This window comes from Acidimangrovimonas sediminis (assembly GCF_002871005.1).
GTDB classification, from domain to species: Bacteria; Pseudomonadota; Alphaproteobacteria; order Rhodobacterales; family Rhodobacteraceae; genus Acidimangrovimonas; species Acidimangrovimonas sediminis.
The window spans coordinates 61329-78679 of sequence record NZ_PHSN01000012.1 but is presented as its reverse complement, the minus strand read 5'-3'; the positions used below and the strand labels follow the sequence as shown (position 1 = coordinate 78679).

Below are 17351 nucleotides of genomic sequence, written 5' to 3'. Positions count from 1 at the left end.
CGCTCAGAGCCCGATCACGGCCTTGACCACGGTGCCCCGGTCGCCTGCCCAGGCTGCGAGATCCTGCACCGCGCCGTCCAGCGTGGTGCTGTGGGTGCCGAGCCGGTCGATCGGCACCAGCCCGCGGGCCATGCAGTCCATCACGTGCTCGAAGTCCACCTTGAGCGCGTTGCGGCTGGCCAGAAGCGTCGCCTCGCGCTTGTGGAATTCGGGGTCGGCAAGGGTCAGATCGCCCTTCACCACTGACAGCAGGACGTAGTTGCCGCCATGCGCCACCGCGTTCAGCCCCGTGTTCATCGCGTTGATGTTGCCGGTCGCGTCGAACACCGTGTCGTAGGCGCCGGTCCCGGCCTGCGAGACCTCTTCGATCGTGGCCTCGGGCACGATCGCCTTGGCCAGCGCCAGCCGGTCGGGCGAGGTGTCGCGCAGCGTGACGTTCGCGCCGGCGATGCGGGCGAAGAGCGCGGCGCCCACCCCGATCGGACCGGCGCCGACGATCAGCGCGTCGGACCCCTCGGTCAGCCCCGAGCGGCGCACACCATGCGCGCCGATGGCCAGAAATTCGACCATCGCCGCGGCCTTGGGCGCGAGATCGCCGGCGGGGTAGAGGTTGCCCTGCGGCACCACGATCTCCTCGCACATGCCGCCGTCGGTATGGACGCCCAGCACGGCGATGTTCTCGCAGCAGTTCGGCTTGCCGATCCGGCAGGCGTGGCAGGTGCCGCAGGTCAGGTAGGGATTCACCACGACAAGGTCGCCTTCCTTGATGCGGCCATCCTCGGACGGCTCCATCGCGGTGGCCGAAAGCTCGTGCCCCATCACGCGGGGATAGTCGAGATAGGGCTGGTTGCCCCCGAAGATGTGGTAATCGGTGCCGCAGATCCCGATCGCGCGCACCGAAAGGCGCACGTGCCCGGGTTTCGCCTCGGGGCGTGGGCGTTCGACCACGCTGAGCTTGCCGGGTTCCTCGCAGAGCAGCGCCTTCATCAGGGTCCGCGTCATCTCATCCTCCATCGACTGGGCCGAGTCGCCTCATTTGGTCTTTCAAAGATAAAAAACATTGTCCACCAAGTTCCAAGCCCCTAATTTGTGTCCATCGCGTTCCCGTGGCGTGAGGAAGGGTGATGTCGCGCAGCAATCAACGCTTCAAACGGACGGTGAACGCCGCGCTCGAGCGGTTCTCGGGGCTCGCGCCCGGCGACCTTCTGGGGACCGAGGCCCAGTTGGCCGAGGTGCTTGGGGCCAGCCGGACGACGGTGCGCAGTGTGCTGGAGCATCTGCGCGACACGGGCATGATCACATGGGAGGGGCGTGAAAAGTGCCTGCTTCGCCCGCCGCGGCCCGAGGACTTCTTCAAGGACTCGGAGGTGGTCGCGCCGCTCGAACAGGCCGAGCGTGCGTTCCTCGAATGGATCCTGCGCACCGATCTGCCGCCCGGATCGACCCTGAAGGAGAGCGAGATCGCGCGCCGCATTGGCGCCCCGCTGCCGCTGGTGCACGAGTTGATGATCCGCTTCGCCCCGCTCGGGTTGTTCAGCGGGACCAGCGGAAAGGGGTGGCTTTTCGCCGGCTTCACCCGCAGTTTCGCCGAAGAGATGTTCGAGATGCGCCTTCTGGTTGAACGGCACGCATTCGCGCGTCTGCTCAAGGTGCCGCCCGACGGGCCGGAGATGCGCCAACTGGCCGAGATGGAGCGCCGTCATATCGCGCTCTACGCTCTGGGTGATTCGCAGATGAACCGGTTCCCGGCGCTGGATGCGGCGTTTCATCGGCTGATCTGCGACGGCGCGCAGAACCGATTCGTCAACGGATTCGCGCAGCAAATCGCGCTCGTGGTGCACTACCATTACCGCTGGAACAAACGTGATGAGGCCAGCCGCAACCGGGCCGCCATCGCCGAGCATCTGGAGATCATCCGTGCCCTGCTGACCGGGGACAAGGTCAAGGCACGCAGGGCTTTCGAGGCGCATCTGGCGACCGCGCGGACCACGCTCCTTGCCTCGGCCCAGTGGGACTGACCCCGCCTTCCAGCCCTCTGCCGATCGGCCCGTGACCCCACGGAACGCCGAACTTCGGCGCCTGCCCGGAAAAATCGCATTGATTTTCCCGGGCATGATTGGTTGATTGGTCCAACCAAACTTTGCCCAGGTGGGAGGACCAGGCGTGAAGACCACGGTCGAGGAAATCCGCACGATATTGCGACGCGAGATCGCCGAGCAGCTGAAGCCGGGGGACCTGTTGCCCAACGAGCGTGAGCTGGCGGACCGTTTCGAGGTGTCGCGCAACACGGTTCGCGAGGTGATGATCCACCTCGAGGCGCTGATGCTGATCGAGAAGACCAAGCGCGGCGCGCGGGTGCGCGTGCCGGATTTCCAGGTCATGTTCAGCGAGCTGGTGCCGTTTTTCGATACCTCGCCCCGCACCTTCACCGACGTCCTCAACTTCCGCCGCCTGAGCGAGACCGGCGCCGTGCCGCTGATGGTCTGCCACGTGACCGACGATCACCTGGCCACCCTCGCCGCGGCGAACGACCGGATGATGCAGGCGCTGACCGTCTCGGACGCGGCGCGGGCCGATTACGATTTCCACCTCGGGCTGGTCGACGCCGCCGGCAACAGCGTGCTCAGCCACATGTACCGCGTCCTCGAGACGCCGCTGCGCTATTACCTCGAGGTCGGCAAGTCGCAGAACGCCAATACCGAAACCGCGCACCGCCAGCACCTGCGGATCGTTTCCGCGCTGACCGCGCGCGACCCCGACGCCCTGGCCGAGGCGATGGGCAGCCACTTCCAGCATTCGAGCGAGGTTCTCACCGCCTGGGTGAGCCTGCGCGACATGCCGGGCGGGCCGCTGTCGCTCTGGCCGGTTGGCCATCCGCAACCACAGCTCAACAAATCCGTGTAACGGGAGGAGACCCATGAATATTTCCCGCAGAACTCTGCTTGCCACCAGCGCCGCGGCCGCCGCGACCCTTGCCGCGCCGGCGATCGCCGCGGCCAAGACCACCGTGCGCGTGGCCTATGAGAACAACCCCGGCGAGCCGGTCGACACGGTCATGAAATACTGGGCCGACCTGGTTCAGAAGGCTTCTGACGGTTCGGTCGAGCTGGAGCTTTACCCGTCCTCGCAGCTTGGCGCGAAGAAGGACGTGATCGAACAGGCGACGATGGGCGTCAACGTCATCACCATCGCCGACGTCGGCTTCCTGACCGACTACGACCCGGATCTCGGCATCCTGTTCGGGCCCTACCTGACCGACAACGTCGAGGACCTGTTCAAGATCTATCAGTCCGACTGGTTCAAGAAGAAGGAGAAGGAGCTCCAGCAGAAGGGCATCCACATCGTCATTTCGAACTACCTTTACGGCACGCGCCAGCTGCTTGCGACCAAGAAGGTCTCGACCCCGGCCGACCTGAAGGGGATGAAGATCCGCACGCCGAACAACATCATGCAGATCCGCGCGATCGAGGCGATGGGCGGCACGCCCACCCCGATGCCGCTGGGCGACGTCTATGCCGCGCTGGCGCAGGGCACGATCGACGGGGTCGAGAACCCGCTGTCGGTGCTTTACGGCCAGAAGCTGCAGGAACAGGCCAAGCAGCTGTCGATGATTTCCTACCTGCAGAACACCTCGCTCTGGCTCGGCGGTCAGGCCTACTTCCAGACGCTGGACCCGGCGACCGTGAAGATGCTGCACGACACCGGCTTCAAGGCCGGCCAGTACAGCCAGAAGGTCGCCAAGGACGAGGACAAGAAGATCCTCGAGAAGATGAAGGCCGACGGGGTCGAGGTGACCTATCCCGACCTTGCGCCGTTCAAGGAAGCGGCCAAGAAGGTCTATACCGAGTTCCCCGACTGGACGCCGGGCCTCTACAAGAAGATCCAGGACCAGCTGAAGGGCTGAGGCCTGTTCGCGGGCGCGCGGCCCTTCGTGGCGCGCGCCCTTTTCCCATCTGTTTCCCCCGGGAGTGACGCGATGAAACGCCTCTTTCAGGCGCTCAACCTGTTGGGCGGTCTCATCGTCCTTGTGCTCGTGGTGATCACGGTCGCGGCCGTGATCGCCCGCTATGTTCTGGGCGCGCCGTTGCAATGGACCGAAGAGATGTCGGGCCTGCTGATGATCTGGATCGTGTTCATCGGCGCGATCGCCTGCGAGATGGAGGACGCGCACCTGCATATCGACGTGGTGACCAACGCGTTGCGCGGCCGGCTGCGCGGCGCGCTCGAGATCGTGGTCGGTTTCGCGTCGGTCGGCCTGCTGGGCTGGATGGCCTGGCTGGGCTACCAGCTGGCCGAGGTCGCCGCGTTCAAGCGCACGCAGATCCTGAAGATCTCGTGGTTCTGGCTCGACATCGCCGTGACCGTGGGGGCGGCGGGCATCGCCATCGTGATCCTGCTGCGCCTGGCAAGGCGGCTGAGCGGCCGGCCCGCAGGGATCGAGGAGTAAGAGACCGATGATGGACTGGTTCCTGATCATCCCCCTGATGTTCGCGCTGTTCGCCCTGAACATGCGGATCTACCTTGCGATGTTCGCAGCGGTGCTGTGCTACTTCGTCTTCTTCTCGCACCTGCCGTTGCAGCTTGCGGTGCAGCGGCTGATGGCGCCGACGCAGAACAGTTCGCTCCTGGCGATCCCGTTCTTCATCCTACTGGGCACGCTTCTGGGCTCCACCGGGATCGCGGCGCGGCTGCTGCGCGTGGCCGACCTGCTTGTCGGGCGTCTGACAGGGGGGCTGGGCCACACCAACGTCATGCTGTCGACGCTGATGGGCGGGCTTTCGGCCTCGAACCTCGCGGATGCGGCGATGATGTGCCGGATGCTGGTGCCCGACATGATCCGCCAGGGCTATTCGCGTGGCACCGCGGCGGCGATTACCGCGGCCTCGTCGCTGATCACCCCGATCCTGCCGCCGGGCATCGCGCTGATCATCTATGGGCTGGTGGCCGACGTCTCGATCGGCAAGATGTTCGTGGCGGGCATCCTGCCCGGGCTGCTCTGCGCGCTGTTCCTGCTGGTCGCGGTCTATCTGGTCGCGCGCAAGAAGGGCTACCGCCCGTCGCGCGTCGCCCGACCGAGCGCGGCAGAGACCGGTCGCACCGTCTGGCAGGCCTGGCCTGCGATCCTGCTGATCGTGGTGATCATCGGCGGCATCCGCTTCGGCGTCTTCACCCCGACCGAGGCGGGCGCGATCGCCACCGTGGCCACCATCGTCATCGGCATGTTCGTCTACCGCGAGATGAAGGTGGCGCAGCTGGCCGACGCCTTCAGCCAGACCGCGCGGCAGACCGCGGCGGTGCTTCTGGTCATCATGATGTCCTCGGCGCTGGCCTGGATCTTCTCGCTGGAGCGGGCGGGGCAGTCGCTGGCGGTGTTCATCACCTCGATGACCACGGATCCGTGGCTGTTCCTGCTGATCGTGAACGTGGCGCTGCTGATCCTGGGGATGTTCATCGAGGGCAACGCGCTTCTGATCATCCTTGTGCCGCTGCTCAAGCCGGTGGTGATGCAGCTGGGGATCGACCCGGTGCATTTCGGCATCGTGATGATCCTCAACCTCGCGATCGGGACGCTGACGCCACCGGTCGGAACGGTGATGCTCATGGTCTGCAACCTGACCCGCACCCCGTTCGGCGAGTTCATGCGCGAGGGCTGGCCCTTCATGGTGGCGCTGCTTGCCGCGCTTCTGGTGGTGACCTTCGTGCCGGCCCTGTCGCTGGCGCTGCTGTAGGACCGGTCGCCGAGGCGCCCGGCTGAACGACAAGGCGCATCCCCGGGGTCGGGGCCGGCCCGGGGATGCGCCCCCGGGCCGGCCTTTGCCCGTCGTCAGCTCGACAGGGTGAAGGGCGCCGAATAGTTGCCCACGTTGTCCTTGGTGATCAGCGTGCAGTCGAAGAGCTGCTTTTCCGTGTCCACCTTGGTCTTGTTGTTCTTGATGAAGTAATCGGCCTGCTCCACCGCCGCCTTCGAGAAGATCGCGACGGGTTGCAGCACGGTATAGGCCAGTTCGCCCTTCTTGATCGCGTCGACCGCGTCGGGCGAGCCGTCGAAGCCGCCGACGATCACGCCCTTCATGCGGTTCGCCTCTTTCAGCGCCGCGATCGCGCCAAGCGCCATCTCGTCGTTGCCCGAGATCACGGCGTTGATCGTCGGGTGCGCCTGGAGGATCGACTGCATCTTGTTGTAGCCCTGGGTGCGGTCCCAGTTGGCCACCTGGCTCGCCACCAGCTTGAGGTCGGGGTACTGGCTCAGCACCGTCTTGTAGCCGTTCGAACGGGTGGCCGCGTTGTTGTCGGCCGGGTTGCCGACCAGCTCGACGTACTCGGCCTTGTCGCCCACCAGCTCGACCCACTTCACCGCGCCGATGGCCGCGCCCTGGGCGTTGTTCGACACCAGCTGCGCCTTGGCGATGCCGCGGGTGTTGATCTCGGCGTTGACGCAGAACACGGGGATGCCCGCCTGCGTCGCCTTCTTGACCACGCCGACCGAGCCGTTGGCGTTCGCGGGGTCAAGGATGATCGCCTTGGCGCCGTTGGTGATGGCCGCGTCGACGAGGTTCGATTCGACGTTGGTGTCGCCCTTGTGGGCCGAGACGTTGGCGGAATAGCCGAGGCTCTCGGCGGTCTTCTTGGCGACGGCGCCCTCGGTGAACCAGTAGGGGTTGGCCGGGTCGTTGACGATGATCGAGATCAGGCCCTTGTCGCCGGCGGCCCAGGCCATGCGCGACGACAGGAGGGGCAGGGCGGCGGAGGCTGCGAGCAGGCCGCGCCGGGTGAAGTTGGTCATGAGTGTCTCCCTAGTTACTTGTATGGTTGCCGTTTTCGGCAGTGTTTTCGCGTGGGGGTCTCCTCTTCCCCCTGGCGCGAAATGGCGGTCGGCGGGTCAGGAGCGCTTGCCCTGGCCGCCGTATTGGATCGAGTTCAGCATCACGGCGAGAACGATCACCGCGCCGGTAAAGACGGTCTGCCAGTAGGAGCTGATCCCGATGATGACGAGGCCGTCGGCGAGAAAGCCGATGACGAAGGCGCCCAGAAGGGTGCCGTTCACCGTGCCGCGCCCGCCCATCAGCGACGCGCCACCGACCACGACCGCGGCGATCGCCGTCAGTTCGTAGGTGGTGCCCGCCGTCGGCCCGGCCGAGGTGAGCTGGGAGCTGAGCACGATGCCCGCGATCGCGGCGCAGATACCCGACAGCACGTAGACCGAGATCTGCACCCGCTTGACCGGCACGCCCGAAAGCTCTGCCGCGCGGGGGTTGCCGCCCGCGGCGTAAAGCCAGCGCCCGAAGGAGCTGCGCATCAGCGTCAGCCCGGTCAGCAGTGCCACGACCGCCAGCACGATCACCCCGATCGGCACACCGAAGAGGCGGTTGAACCCCAGCCAGTCGAAGCCCGTGTTCCCCAGCGCCGGGTCCCCCGCAAGGTTGTTGAACGTCAGCCCGTTGGTCATCAGGAGCGCGACACCCCGCGCGACGTAGAGCGATCCCAGCGTCGCCACGAAGGCAGGCACCTTGAACCAGGCGACCAGCGCGCCGTTGACGAACCCCACGAAGGCCCCAAGCGCCATGGTCAGCACCACCACGGCCCAGACGGGCGGGTAGAGGATCACGCCCGCTGCCGGGATCTCGATCCCCTGCATGAGGAACCCCGCGAAGACGCCGCAGAGGCCCAGCACGGACCCCACCGACAGGTCGATCCCCCCCGTCAGGATGACCAGCAGCATGCCGATCGCCAGCAGGCCGTAGATCGCCACGTGGTTCGACATGGTCAGGAAGTTCGACAGCTTGAAATAGTTCGGCGACAGGAAGGAGAAGATCACGATGATCGCGATCAGCGCGAAGAAGGCGCGCCCCTCCAGCAGCAGCTGGATCAGGCTGAAGCTGCCCTTGCCCCCGCTCTTGCGTGCTCCGGTGACGGCGCTTGTGTTGGACATGGATGTGACTCCCTGGCTCATGTCTCAGGCAACGAGGCTTTCGCCCGAGGCGGCCATGATTGCTTCCTTGGTGACGTCGTGGGTGAATTCTGCGGCGATCTTGCCGCGCCGCATCACGATGATGCGGTGCGCGATGGCAAGGCATTCGCCGACCTCCGAGGTGGAATAGACCACCGCCATCCCATCCTTCGCGTGATCGGCGAGGATGCGGAAGACCTCGGCCTTGGCGCCGATGTCGATCCCGCGTGACGGTTCGTCGAGCAGGATGACCGATGGCTTCGTGGCCAGCATCTTGCCGATCACCACCTTCTGCTGGTTGCCGCCCGACAGCGACCCGATCGCGGCACCCGGGCCGTCGGTCTTGACCGTGACCTCGCGGATCGAGCGGTCGATGATCCCGGCCTCGGCCCGCAGGTTCGTGAGGAACCCCTTGGTGAAGTTCCCGATCGAGGCCAGCGACAGGTTGCGCCCCACGGTCATCGTCTGTACCAGCCCGTCGCGCTGCCGGTCCTCGGGCACGAGGACAAGACCCGCGGCGATGCGCTCGGCGATCGACAGGTGGCTGACCTCCTGTCCGTGCAGCAGGATCTCGCCCTTCGTGGCGTTGAGCCGTCCCGCCACGCATTCCATCGTCTCGGTCCGCCCCGCGCCCATCAAGCCGTAGATGCAGACAACCTCGCCCGCGCGGACGGTCAGGTCGAGGCCGTCCACGGCATTCCCGGCGCTGGCGGTGGCGGGCACGGTCAGCCCCTTCAGCTCCAGCGCGGGGGCGCCCATCTCGTGGCCGGTCGGCGGTGAGCCCAGGTCGAAATTCTCGCCCACCATGTTGCGCACGATCCATTCCAGGTCGATCTCGTTGCGCGGGGCGTAGGCGGTCATGACGCCATCGCGCAGCACCACGGCGTGGTCGGTGATGGTCAGCGCCTCTTCGAGGTGATGCGAGATGTAGACCAGCGACACGCCCTTGGTCTTCAGGTCGTTGATCACCTTGAACAGCACCTCGACCTCCGAGGCCGACAGCGCCGAGGTGGGCTCGTCCATGATCAGGATGCGCGAATTCACCGACAGGGCGCGCGCGATCTCGACGATCTGCTGCTGGCCGAGACGCAGGTCCTCGACCTTCGTCAGCGGGTCGATGTCCTCTTCCAGCTCCTTCATCAGCGCGCGGGTCTGGCGCTCTTCCTCGGCAAAGTTCACGCCGCCGGGGCCGCGGATCTCGCGCCCCATGAAGATGTTGTCGCGCACGTTCATGTTGGGGGCGAGCGACAGTTCCTGGTGGATGATCGAGATGCCCAGATCGCGCGCCTCGACGGTGGTGTTGATCTCGACCGGGCGCCCCTCGAGGATCAGCTCTCCCGTGGTCGGGCGCTGCACGCCGGACAGGATCTTCATCAGCGTCGACTTGCCCGCGCCATTCTCACCGAAGAGCGTGGTGACCTGGCCGCGGCGGATGTCGAAATTCACGCCCTTGAGGGCCTGAACCGCGCCAAAGGATTTCGCGACGTTGCGCGCAGCAAGGACGATCTCGGGGTCGTCGGGGATGCCGTGCGGCGTCTCGTCAGTCACCTGCGTGGTCACTTGGCGACCTCCAGCTTGACGGGGGTCACCAGCCAGTTCTTCGGGTTGATCAGGGTGAAGACGCCGGTGACGTTCAGCGTCTTGCCCTGCAGATCCTTGCGATCGAGACCCTTGAGAGTGGCCGCCGACATGGCGCGGTTGATGCCCGCGCCCGCGTTCTGGTACTGGATCTGGTTCTTGAAATCGCCGAACGCGATGGTGCCGGGATAGTCGCGCAGGCTGGTGCCGTTGATCGCGGGACCGGTCTGCACCCGGATCTTCACGCCGTCGGGCATGTCCGGCACCGTGACCTCGTAGATCCCCGACGTGCCCTTGCCCACGGTGCCCGAAAGCTTCACCGGAAGGATTGGGAAGGCGCCGGCCTGCGTGCCGTATTTCTTCACCGCTGCGGCCTTGTCCGAGGCCAGCGCCTTGGCCAGCGTCGCCGCATCGGGGGCGTTCTTTTCCGCCAGCGCCTGGATCTTCGGGAATTCCTTCGTGCCGAAGCTGTCGGGATCGAAGGCCGCCTGCCGCGTGTCCTCCTTGGAGCCGACGCGCACCACCTTGGTGTCGAGCGCGATCGCCGCGACGATGACGACGACAACGGCCCCGATGACGACGCCGCGGCCCATGCGCCGCCCCGTGCGATGGCCGGTGCGATTGCCGGCACCGGCTGCGGTGCCCGGCGTGGCGCTCTGGCTCGTGCTCATGGCGATCGTGCTCCCTTCACTGTTGCGGACGCGGGGTCCGCCGATCTCCTCGTCATGCCACCCGGCGGGCCGCCCGACAGGTCAGGCGGGCCTCACGAGCGGCGGCCATGCGAGTCGGCGGCAGCTGCGTCACACGGGGAATCAGCAGGCAAGATATTGAAATCGCGCGTCCTCCTCCCTCGTGCCGGTCTGGAAACTCCTCAATTTCCTTGCGCGACCGCCACGCAGCCCGCCGTCGCAACGGCATCTGGCTTGCTCAAACCATAGATGAAATAAATTACGCTGTCTGCAAAAAATTACATACGCCCGCAGATTTCTGTGCTAATCAGCGATCGAGAGATGCAGCACCCTGGCACGGCCGGGGTGCCGTGGCACCCCGGGAGGGGGTGTGGTCTCGGCGAGGGAGGTGACCATGAAACAGGGCCGCAGGGTTCGGCCGTCGGCGGGCGTTGCAGGACGCGGGGGATCCCGTGGCTGAGGCGGGCGATCTGATCATCGGTGTCGACGCCGGCACGTCCGTGATCAAGGCGGTGGCCTTCGATCTTGGCGGGCGGCAGGTGGCGGCCAGCGCCGTGCGCAATGTCTATGCGCAGCGCGCCGACGGCGCGGCGACCCAGTCGCTGGCCCAGACCTGGGCCGATTGCGCCCAGGCGCTGCGCGGGCTGGCCGACAAGGTGCCGGGCCTGGCCGGCCGCGTCGCCGCGGTGGCGCTGACGGGGCAGGGCGACGGCACATGGCTGGTGGGCGCGGGGAACGCCCCCGTGGGCGACGCGTGGCTGTGGCTCGACGCCCGGGCGGCGCCGACGGTCGCACGGCTGGGTGCCGGCGCGGAGGAGCGGGCGCGGTTCGAGGCGACGGGAACCGGCCTCAACACCTGCCAGCAGGGCGCGCAGCTTGCACATATGGACCTGCATTGCCCCGAGATGCTGGACCGTGCCGAGGTGGCGCTGCATTGCAAGGACTGGCTCTATCTCAACCTGACCGGGGTGCGGGCGACCGATCCGTCGGAGGCAAGCTTTACCTTCGGCGATTTCCGAACCCGGCGCTACAGCGACACGGTGATCGCGGCGCTGGGGCTGACGGCACGGCGCGGACTTCTTCCCCCCATTCTTGACGGCAGCCGCGAGACGCATCCCCTGACCGCGCGCGCGGCGTCCGAGACCGGCCTGCGTGAAGGTACGCCGGTCAGCCTCGGCTACGTCGACATGGTGATGACCGCCCTTGGCGCCGGGGTGCATACCGGCGACGCCGGCGCGGCCTGTTCCACCGTGGGATCGACCGGGGTGCACATGCGCGCCGTGACCTCTGACAAGGTGCATCTGAACGCCGAGGGCACCGGTTACGTCATCTGCCTGCCGGTGCCGGACCTGGTGACCCAGGTGCAGACCAACATGGCGGCCACGCTGAACCTCGACTGGGCGCTCGACCTTGCGGGCGATCTGCTGGCCGATGCGGGCTGTGCTACCAGTCACGCAGCCCTTGTGGAAAGGATCGACGGCTGGATGGCGCGGTCGACCCCGGGGGCGCTGGTCTATCACCCCTATATCGCCGACGCGGGCGAGCGCGGGCCCTTCGTCGATGCCGCCGCGCGCGCCAGCCTGATCGGGCTGAGCGCGGGGCACCGCTTCCCCGACGTGATCCGCGCCGTGATCGAGGGGCTCGGGATGGCCGCGCGCGATTGCTACGCCGCGATGGGCGTGATGCCGGAGGAGCTGCGCCTGACCGGAGGTGCGGCGCGCTCCGCCGCGCTGCGTGGCGTGCTGGCGGCGGCGCTGGATACCCCTGTTCGGGTGTCCGCGCGCGAGGAGGCCGGCGCCGCCGGCTGCGCCATGATGGCGGCGGTGGCGATCGGCGCCTACCCGGACATGGAGGCCTGCATCGCCGACTGGACCACCCCGCTTCTGGGGCCGCCCGAGGCGCCGGAGCCGACGCTCGTGCCGGTCTACGACGGCCTCTTTACCTCTTACCGCGCCGCGCGCGAGGCGCTCGCCCCTGTCTGGGGCGGGATGTCCGCCCGGCGCGCCGCTCAGGGAGACAGATCATGACGGAACTCACCAAGGTCGACCTCTTCGTCATCGGCGGCGGCATCAACGGCGCGGGGATCGCGCGCGATGCCGCGGGTCGCGGCCTCAGCGTGGTGCTTTGCGAAAAGGACGACCTGGCCGAGGGAACATCGTCGCGGTCGGGGAAGCTGGTGCACGGGGGCCTGCGCTATCTGGAATATTACGAATTCCGGCTGGTGCGCGAGGCGCTGATCGAGCGCGAGGTGCTGATGCGCAACGCGCCGCACATCATCTGGCCGATGCGCTTTGTCCTGCCGCATTCGCCCGAGGACCGACCCGCATGGCTGGTGCGGCTGGGGCTGTTCCTTTACGACCACCTCGGCGGGCGCAAGAAGCTTCCCGGCACGCGCACGCTGGACCTGCGCCGCGATCCCGAGGGGGCGGCGATCCTCGACAAGTATCCGAAGGGGTTCGAATATTCCGACTGCTGGGTGGATGACGCACGGCTTGTCGTCCTGAACGCTGTGGACGCGGCGGAGCGCGGCGCGATCGTGCTGACGCGGTCCCCCTGTACTGGTGCCAGGCGCGAGGACGGCGTGTGGCGGGTGACCACGAAGAACACACAGACCGGCGAGGTGCGGGAGTTCGAGGCGAAGGTGCTGGTGAACGCCGCCGGGCCGTGGGTCACCGACGTGGTGACGCGGGTAGCGGGGTCGAATTCGTCGCGCAACGTGCGGCTCGTGAAGGGCAGCCACATCATCGTGCCGAAGTTCTGGAAGGGCGAGAACGCCTATCTGGTGCAGAACCACGACAAGCGGGTGATCTTCATCAACCCCTATGAGCGGGACAAGGCGCTGATCGGCACCACCGACATCGCCTATGAGGGCCGGGCCGAGGACGTGACCGCCGATGCGTCCGAGGTGCAGTACCTGATCGACGCCGTGAACCGCTATTTCAAGGAAAAGCTCACGCGCGAGGATGTGCTGACCACCTTCTCCGGGGTGCGGCCGCTGTTCGATGACGGGCAGGGCAACCCCTCTGCCGTGACCCGCGACTACGTGTTCGACGTGGACGAGACCGGGGGCGCGCCGCTTCTGAACATCTTCGGCGGCAAGATCACCACCTTCCGCGAACTGGCCGAGCGCGGGATGCACAAGCTTGACCGGTTCTTCCCCGCCATGGGCAAGGACTGGACCGGCGACGCGCCGCTGCCCGGCGGCGACATGCCCGGCGCGGATTACGAGACGTTCCGCAACACGCTGAAGCAGGAGTATCCCTGGATGCCGCGCAGCCTGCGCCGCCATTACGGGCGGCTTTACGGCACGCGGATCGGGCAGGTGGTGGCGGGGGCGACCGCGCTCGACGGGTTGGGTCGGCATTTCGGCGGCGATCTTTACGAGGCCGAGGCGCGGTATCTTATGGCGCATGAATGGGCGCAGACGGCGGCGGATGTGCTGTGGCGCCGGACCAAGCATTACCTGCACCTGACCGAGGCGGAGCGCGACGCTTTCACCCGCTGGTTCGACGAGACGCTGGCGGAGGCGGCATAGGATGGCGCTGACGCTTTCGCTCAACACCAATCCGCTGGTGAACCGCTTTGCGGAGCCCGATGACCTGATCGACGCGATCGCGCGCGATATCCGCATCCGCGACATTCAGCTGACGCACGAGTTCATCAACCCGTCCTGGCCCGCGCCGGTGATCCGCCGCCTGACGCGAGAGATGGGGGTGGCCCTGCAACGCACCGGCGCGCGGGTGACCAGCGGGATGACCGGGCCCTACGGCAGGCTCAACCACTTCGGTCACCCGGACCGCGACGTCCGGCGCTATTACGTTGACTGGTTCAAGACCTTCGCCGACATCATCGGCGATCTGGGCGGCAGCTCGGTCGGCACGCAATTCGCGATCTTCACCTATCGCGACTACGACGACCCGGCCCGGCGCGAAGACCTTCTGAGGATCGCCATCGACTGCTGGGCCGAGGTGGCGGAGCATGCGAAATCCGCGGGGCTGAACTATGTCTTCTGGGAGCCGATGAGCGTGGGGCGCGAGTTCGGCGAGACGATCGCCGAATGTAGCGCGCTCCAGGATCGGCTGACCGCGGCCGAGATGGCGGTGCCGATGTGGATGATGGCCGACATCGACCATGGCGACGTGACATCCCCCAACCCCGACGACACCGACCCCTACGCCTGGGCGCGCGCGGTGCCCAAGGTCAGCCCGATCATCCACATCAAGCAATCCATGATGGACAAGTCGGGCCATCGCCCCTTCACCGCAGACTACAACGCCAAGGGCGCGATCCAGCCCGCGCCGCTGCTTGCGGCCCTTGCCGAGGGCGGCGCGGTGGACAACGAGATCTGCCTTGAGCTGTCGTTCAAGGAACGCGAGCCGAACGACCGGCAGGTGATCCCGCATATCGCCGAAAGCGTGGCCTTCTGGGCGCCGCATATCGACAGCGGCGCACAGGATCTGAGGATATAGGCAGATGGGAACCTCGGTCTTTGCTCTTGCCTTCGTCGCCGTTTGCGGCCACCTCTTTCACGTTCTCAGGGCGGGGTGCAATTCCCCACCGGCGGTGACAGCCCGCGAGCGCCTGCCACGGCAGGGTCAGCAGACACCGGTGAAATTCCGGGGCCGACGGTGATAGTCCGGATGGAAGAGAACCGGTGCGCGGACCCGTCAGGGTGCCCGTCCGGAACGCCTTGGGGCCATTTGAAACGCTGCAAGGAATGGTTCCATGACTGACAAGACCCTCAAGATCGCCTTCATCAAGGCCCGCTGGCATGCCGAGATCGTCGACCAGGCCCTCGTGGGCTTCGAGGCGCGGCTGACCGAGGCCGGTACTCGCGCCGAAACCGATGCCTACGATGTGCCCGGCGCCTTCGAGATGCCGCTGCTGGCGCGCAAGCTGGCGCAGACCGGGCGCTACGACGGCATCGTCTGTGCCGCCCTTGTCGTCGACGGCGGCATCTATCGCCACGACTTCGTCGCCGCTGCCGTGGTCGACGGGCTGATGCGGGCGCAGATGGATACCGGCGTGCCGGTGTTTTCCGTCTCGCTGACCCCGCACCACTTCCAGCCGACGGCCGAACACGTCGGCTTCTTCCGCGAGCACTTCGTCAAGAAGGGCGCCGAGGCCGCGGATGCCGTTCTGATGGTCGCGGACACGGAGTCGCGGCTGGCCGAATCCCCGCTGCGCGAGCTGCGCTCGGTGATGAGCTGATACCAGATGGGCCGCGCCCCCGACGGGGCGCGGCCCTGTGTCTCCCGAGGAAGGAAACCGCGATGGCCAAGGAACGCATCGTCGTCGACAGCGAACGCTCTCTGGCGATCCGGGCGGCCTGGCTGCACTACGTCGGCGGGCTGCGTCAGGCCGAGGTGGCCGAACGTCTGGGCGTGCCTTCGGTCAAGGCGCACCGGCTGATCGCGCGGGCGGTGGCCGAGGGCGCGGTCAAGGTGTCGATCGAGGGCGACATCGTCGAATGCGTCGAGCTGGAGCAGGCGCTGATCGCGCGCTTCGGGCTGGACACCTGCGAGGTGGCGCCGGACCTCGAGGAAGAGGGCCTTCCCTTGCGCACCCTCGGGCTTGCCGGGGCGGCCTGGCTGCGCCGCTGGCTGGAGGGCGGGGAGGAGCTTACGATCGGTCTAGGCCACGGCCGCACGCTGGCCGAGGCGGTACGCACCATGCCGCGGCTGGCGACCAAGGGGCTGCGCTTCGTCTCGCTGCTTGGCGGGCTGACGCGGAACTTTGCCGCCAACCCGCATGACGTGATGCACCTGCTGGCGGAAAAGACCGGGGCGCAGGCCTACGTGATGCCGGTGCCGTTCTTCGCCAACTCGACCGAGGACCGCGAGGTCCTGCTGTCGCAGCGCGGGGTTGCCGACGTGTTCGCGCTGGCGCAGGCCGCGCCGCTGAAGATCGTGGGCATCGGTACGGTGAAGCCCGACACCCAGCTGGTCACCTCGGGGATGATCGAGCCGGCCGAGATCGACGCCATCGCCCGCGCCGGCGGGGTGGGCGAGATGCTGGGCCATTTCTTCGACCGCGAGGGGCGGATCCTGGAGACTCCGCTGACCTCGCGCACCCTCTCCGTGTCGCTGGAGGACGGTGGCGAGGACCGGATCGTTGCCCTCGCCGGCGGTGCCGAGAAGGTGGAGCCGCTGCGCGCGGTGCTGCTGTCGGGTCGGCTGTCGGGCCTGATCACCGACGAGAGCACCGCGCGGGCGCTTCTCGCCGGCTAGGGCGCGCGACAGGACCGCATCGCTACGGACCCGAGCGTTACGGGCCCGACCGTTATGGGCCCGAGCAGTACAGGCCCGCGCGTTAAAGGATCGACTGCCCGGTCGCCGCCCAGTCCTTCGCGAACTGGTCGAGGCCCTTGTCGGTCAGCACGTGGCTGGCCAGCCCCTTGATCACCCCCGGCGGGATCGTGGCGACATCGGCGCCGGCCAGCGCCGCCTCCTTCACGTGGTTGGCCGAGCGGATCGAGGCGGCGAGGATCTCGGTCTCGAAGTCGTAATTGTCATAGATTTCGCGGATCTCGCGGATCAGCTCCATCCCGTCGATGTTCAGGTCGTCGAGCCGGCCCACGAAGGGCGAGATGTAGCTGGCCCCCGCCTTGGCCGCCAGCAGCGCCTGGTTGGCCGAGAAGCACAGCGTCACGTTCGTCCTGATGCCCTTCGCGGCGAAGTGCCGACAGGCCTTCAGTCCATCCAGCGTCAGCGGCAGCTTGATCACCACGTTCTCCGCGATCTTCGCCAGATGCTCGCCCTCGGCGACCATCCCGTCGAACTGCATCGCGGCGACCTCGGCCGAGACGGGGCCATCGACCAGCTTGCAGATCTCGGCGATCACCTCCTTGAAGTCGCGCCCCGACTTGGCGATCAGCGAGGGGTTGGTCGTCACCCCGTCCAGCAGGCCGTAATCATTCAGCTCGGCGATGTCGGCGATGACGGCGGTGTCCACGAAGAATTTCATCTGTCTCTCTCCCAAAAGCTATGGCGGCCCGGAAGGCGGCGGCCAAGACCACGGCGGCGTGCCGTCCCGCCCGAGATAGCGCAGGGAGAGAAACGTAACAATCCATAATCACAAAAACACATGATTGACGTGATCTTTGTGATGTGGGATGTTTCGTCCACGGAGGAGAC

Annotated in this window: 16 protein-coding genes and 1 riboswitch; of the genes, 10 read left to right on the top strand and 6 right to left on the bottom strand. The window is 66.8% G+C overall.

From position 1 onward, the window contains the following. Positions 1 to 3 precede the first annotated feature (3 nt). Positions 4 to 1002 (bottom strand): zinc-binding alcohol dehydrogenase family protein, encoded by a 999-nt coding sequence (locus tag CVV76_RS11495; RefSeq protein WP_102224974.1) that lies wholly within the window; start codon positions 1000 to 1002, stop codon positions 4 to 6. A 122-nt stretch (positions 1003 to 1124) separates the two neighbouring features. On the opposite strand from CVV76_RS11495, the gene CVV76_RS11490 reads away from it, so the two are divergent. From CVV76_RS11490 to CVV76_RS11470, 5 genes are all read left to right on the top strand, one after another. Beyond that, entirely contained in the window at positions 1125 to 2018 is an 894-nt protein-coding gene (locus tag CVV76_RS11490) for a GntR family transcriptional regulator (protein ID WP_102224789.1), read from the top strand. A gap of 145 nt (positions 2019 to 2163) precedes the next feature. After that, a complete protein-coding gene (locus tag CVV76_RS11485; RefSeq protein ID WP_102224788.1) occupies positions 2164 to 2904 on the top strand; it encodes a FadR/GntR family transcriptional regulator in 741 nt (246 codons plus the stop codon). A 13-nt stretch (positions 2905 to 2917) separates the two neighbouring features. After that, positions 2918 to 3904 carry a C4-dicarboxylate TRAP transporter substrate-binding protein gene (locus CVV76_RS11480; protein ID WP_102224787.1) on the top strand — a complete coding sequence of 329 codons (987 nt, stop codon included), beginning with the start codon at positions 2918 to 2920 and terminating at the stop codon, positions 3902 to 3904. Positions 3905 to 3976: 72 nt separating this feature from the next. After that, positions 3977 to 4447, top strand: coding sequence for a TRAP transporter small permease (locus CVV76_RS11475; RefSeq protein WP_102224786.1), 471 nt, complete (start codon positions 3977 to 3979; stop codon positions 4445 to 4447). 10 nt (positions 4448 to 4457) lie between these two features. Further along, complete coding sequence (locus CVV76_RS11470) at positions 4458 to 5729, top strand: TRAP transporter large permease (protein WP_102224973.1); 1272 nt, start codon at positions 4458 to 4460, stop codon at positions 5727 to 5729. Positions 5730 to 5824: 95 nt separating this feature from the next. Here CVV76_RS11470 and CVV76_RS11465 read toward each other — a convergent pair whose 3' ends face one another. From CVV76_RS11465 to CVV76_RS11450, 4 genes are all read right to left on the bottom strand, one after another. Then, the gene (locus CVV76_RS11465; RefSeq protein ID WP_102224785.1) at positions 5825 to 6784 is read right to left on the bottom strand and encodes a D-ribose ABC transporter substrate-binding protein; all 960 of its coding nucleotides are present in this window, start codon (positions 6782 to 6784) and stop codon (positions 5825 to 5827) included. A gap of 96 nt (positions 6785 to 6880) precedes the next feature. Continuing rightward, positions 6881 to 7930 (bottom strand): ABC transporter permease, encoded by a 1050-nt coding sequence (locus tag CVV76_RS11460; protein ID WP_199178580.1) that lies wholly within the window; start codon positions 7928 to 7930, stop codon positions 6881 to 6883. Positions 7931 to 7954: 24 nt separating this feature from the next. Continuing rightward, a complete protein-coding gene (locus CVV76_RS11455) occupies positions 7955 to 9508 on the bottom strand; it encodes a sugar ABC transporter ATP-binding protein (RefSeq protein ID WP_233192820.1) in 1554 nt (517 codons plus the stop codon). Then, entirely contained in the window at positions 9505 to 10197 is a 693-nt protein-coding gene (locus CVV76_RS11450) for a DUF2291 family protein (protein WP_199178579.1), read from the bottom strand. Before CVV76_RS11450 ends, CVV76_RS11455 begins: the two co-directional genes overlap by 4 nt. Positions 10198 to 10667: 470 nt before the next feature. Here CVV76_RS11450 and CVV76_RS11445 point away from each other — a divergent pair, with 470 nt between their 5' ends. From CVV76_RS11445 to CVV76_RS11425, 5 genes are all read left to right on the top strand, one after another. Then, the gene (locus tag CVV76_RS11445) at positions 10668 to 12242 is read left to right on the top strand and encodes an FGGY-family carbohydrate kinase (protein WP_102224783.1); all 1575 of its coding nucleotides are present in this window, start codon (positions 10668 to 10670) and stop codon (positions 12240 to 12242) included. Beyond that, positions 12239 to 13750 carry a glycerol-3-phosphate dehydrogenase gene (locus CVV76_RS11440; protein WP_102224782.1) on the top strand — a complete coding sequence of 504 codons (1512 nt, stop codon included), beginning with the start codon at positions 12239 to 12241 and terminating at the stop codon, positions 13748 to 13750. The genes CVV76_RS11445 and CVV76_RS11440 overlap by 4 nt, the downstream gene beginning before the upstream one ends. A 1-nt stretch (position 13751) precedes the next feature. Continuing rightward, positions 13752 to 14684, top strand: coding sequence for a sugar phosphate isomerase/epimerase family protein (locus tag CVV76_RS11435; protein ID WP_102224781.1), 933 nt, complete (start codon positions 13752 to 13754; stop codon positions 14682 to 14684). A gap of 57 nt (positions 14685 to 14741) precedes the next feature. Next, positions 14742 to 14871, top strand: a riboswitch (FMN riboswitch). Positions 14872 to 14940: 69 nt separating this feature from the next. Next, entirely contained in the window at positions 14941 to 15426 is a 486-nt protein-coding gene (locus CVV76_RS11430; protein WP_102224780.1) for a 6,7-dimethyl-8-ribityllumazine synthase, read from the top strand. Positions 15427 to 15488: 62 nt separating this feature from the next. Continuing rightward, positions 15489 to 16445, top strand: a complete 957-nt coding sequence (locus CVV76_RS11425) for a sugar-binding transcriptional regulator (protein ID WP_102224779.1) — start codon at positions 15489 to 15491, stop codon at positions 16443 to 16445. 82 nt (positions 16446 to 16527) lie between these two features. Here CVV76_RS11425 and fsa read toward each other — a convergent pair whose 3' ends face one another. Beyond that, positions 16528 to 17181, bottom strand: coding sequence for a fructose-6-phosphate aldolase (gene fsa / locus CVV76_RS11420; RefSeq protein WP_102224778.1), 654 nt, complete (start codon positions 17179 to 17181; stop codon positions 16528 to 16530). Positions 17182 to 17351 lie beyond the last annotated feature (170 nt).

Excerpts from the sequence above, each read along its gene's own strand:
- CVV76_RS11495 (WP_102224974.1), bottom strand. The coding sequence starts at position 1,002 with ATGACGCGGACCCTGATGAAGGCGCTGCTCTGCGAGGAACCCGGCAAG.
- CVV76_RS11490 (WP_102224789.1), top strand. The coding sequence starts at position 1,125 with ATGTCGCGCAGCAATCAACGCTTCAAACGGACGGTGAACGCCGCGCTC.
- CVV76_RS11480 (WP_102224787.1), top strand. The coding sequence starts at position 2,918 with ATGAATATTTCCCGCAGAACTCTGCTTGCCACCAGCGCCGCGGCCGCC.
- CVV76_RS11475 (WP_102224786.1), top strand. The coding sequence starts at position 3,977 with ATGAAACGCCTCTTTCAGGCGCTCAACCTGTTGGGCGGTCTCATCGTC.
- CVV76_RS11470 (WP_102224973.1), top strand. The coding sequence starts at position 4,458 with ATGGACTGGTTCCTGATCATCCCCCTGATGTTCGCGCTGTTCGCCCTG.
- CVV76_RS11465 (WP_102224785.1), bottom strand. The coding sequence starts at position 6,784 with ATGACCAACTTCACCCGGCGCGGCCTGCTCGCAGCCTCCGCCGCCCTG.
- CVV76_RS11460 (WP_199178580.1), bottom strand. The coding sequence starts at position 7,930 with ATGTCCAACACAAGCGCCGTCACCGGAGCACGCAAGAGCGGGGGCAAG.
- CVV76_RS11450 (WP_199178579.1), bottom strand. The coding sequence starts at position 10,197 with ATGAGCACGAGCCAGAGCGCCACGCCGGGCACCGCAGCCGGTGCCGGC.
- CVV76_RS11440 (WP_102224782.1), top strand. The coding sequence starts at position 12,239 with ATGACGGAACTCACCAAGGTCGACCTCTTCGTCATCGGCGGCGGCATC.
- CVV76_RS11435 (WP_102224781.1), top strand. The coding sequence starts at position 13,752 with ATGGCGCTGACGCTTTCGCTCAACACCAATCCGCTGGTGAACCGCTTT.
- CVV76_RS11430 (WP_102224780.1), top strand. The coding sequence starts at position 14,941 with ATGACTGACAAGACCCTCAAGATCGCCTTCATCAAGGCCCGCTGGCAT.
- CVV76_RS11425 (WP_102224779.1), top strand. The coding sequence starts at position 15,489 with ATGGCCAAGGAACGCATCGTCGTCGACAGCGAACGCTCTCTGGCGATC.
- fsa (WP_102224778.1), bottom strand. The coding sequence starts at position 17,181 with ATGAAATTCTTCGTGGACACCGCCGTCATCGCCGACATCGCCGAGCTG.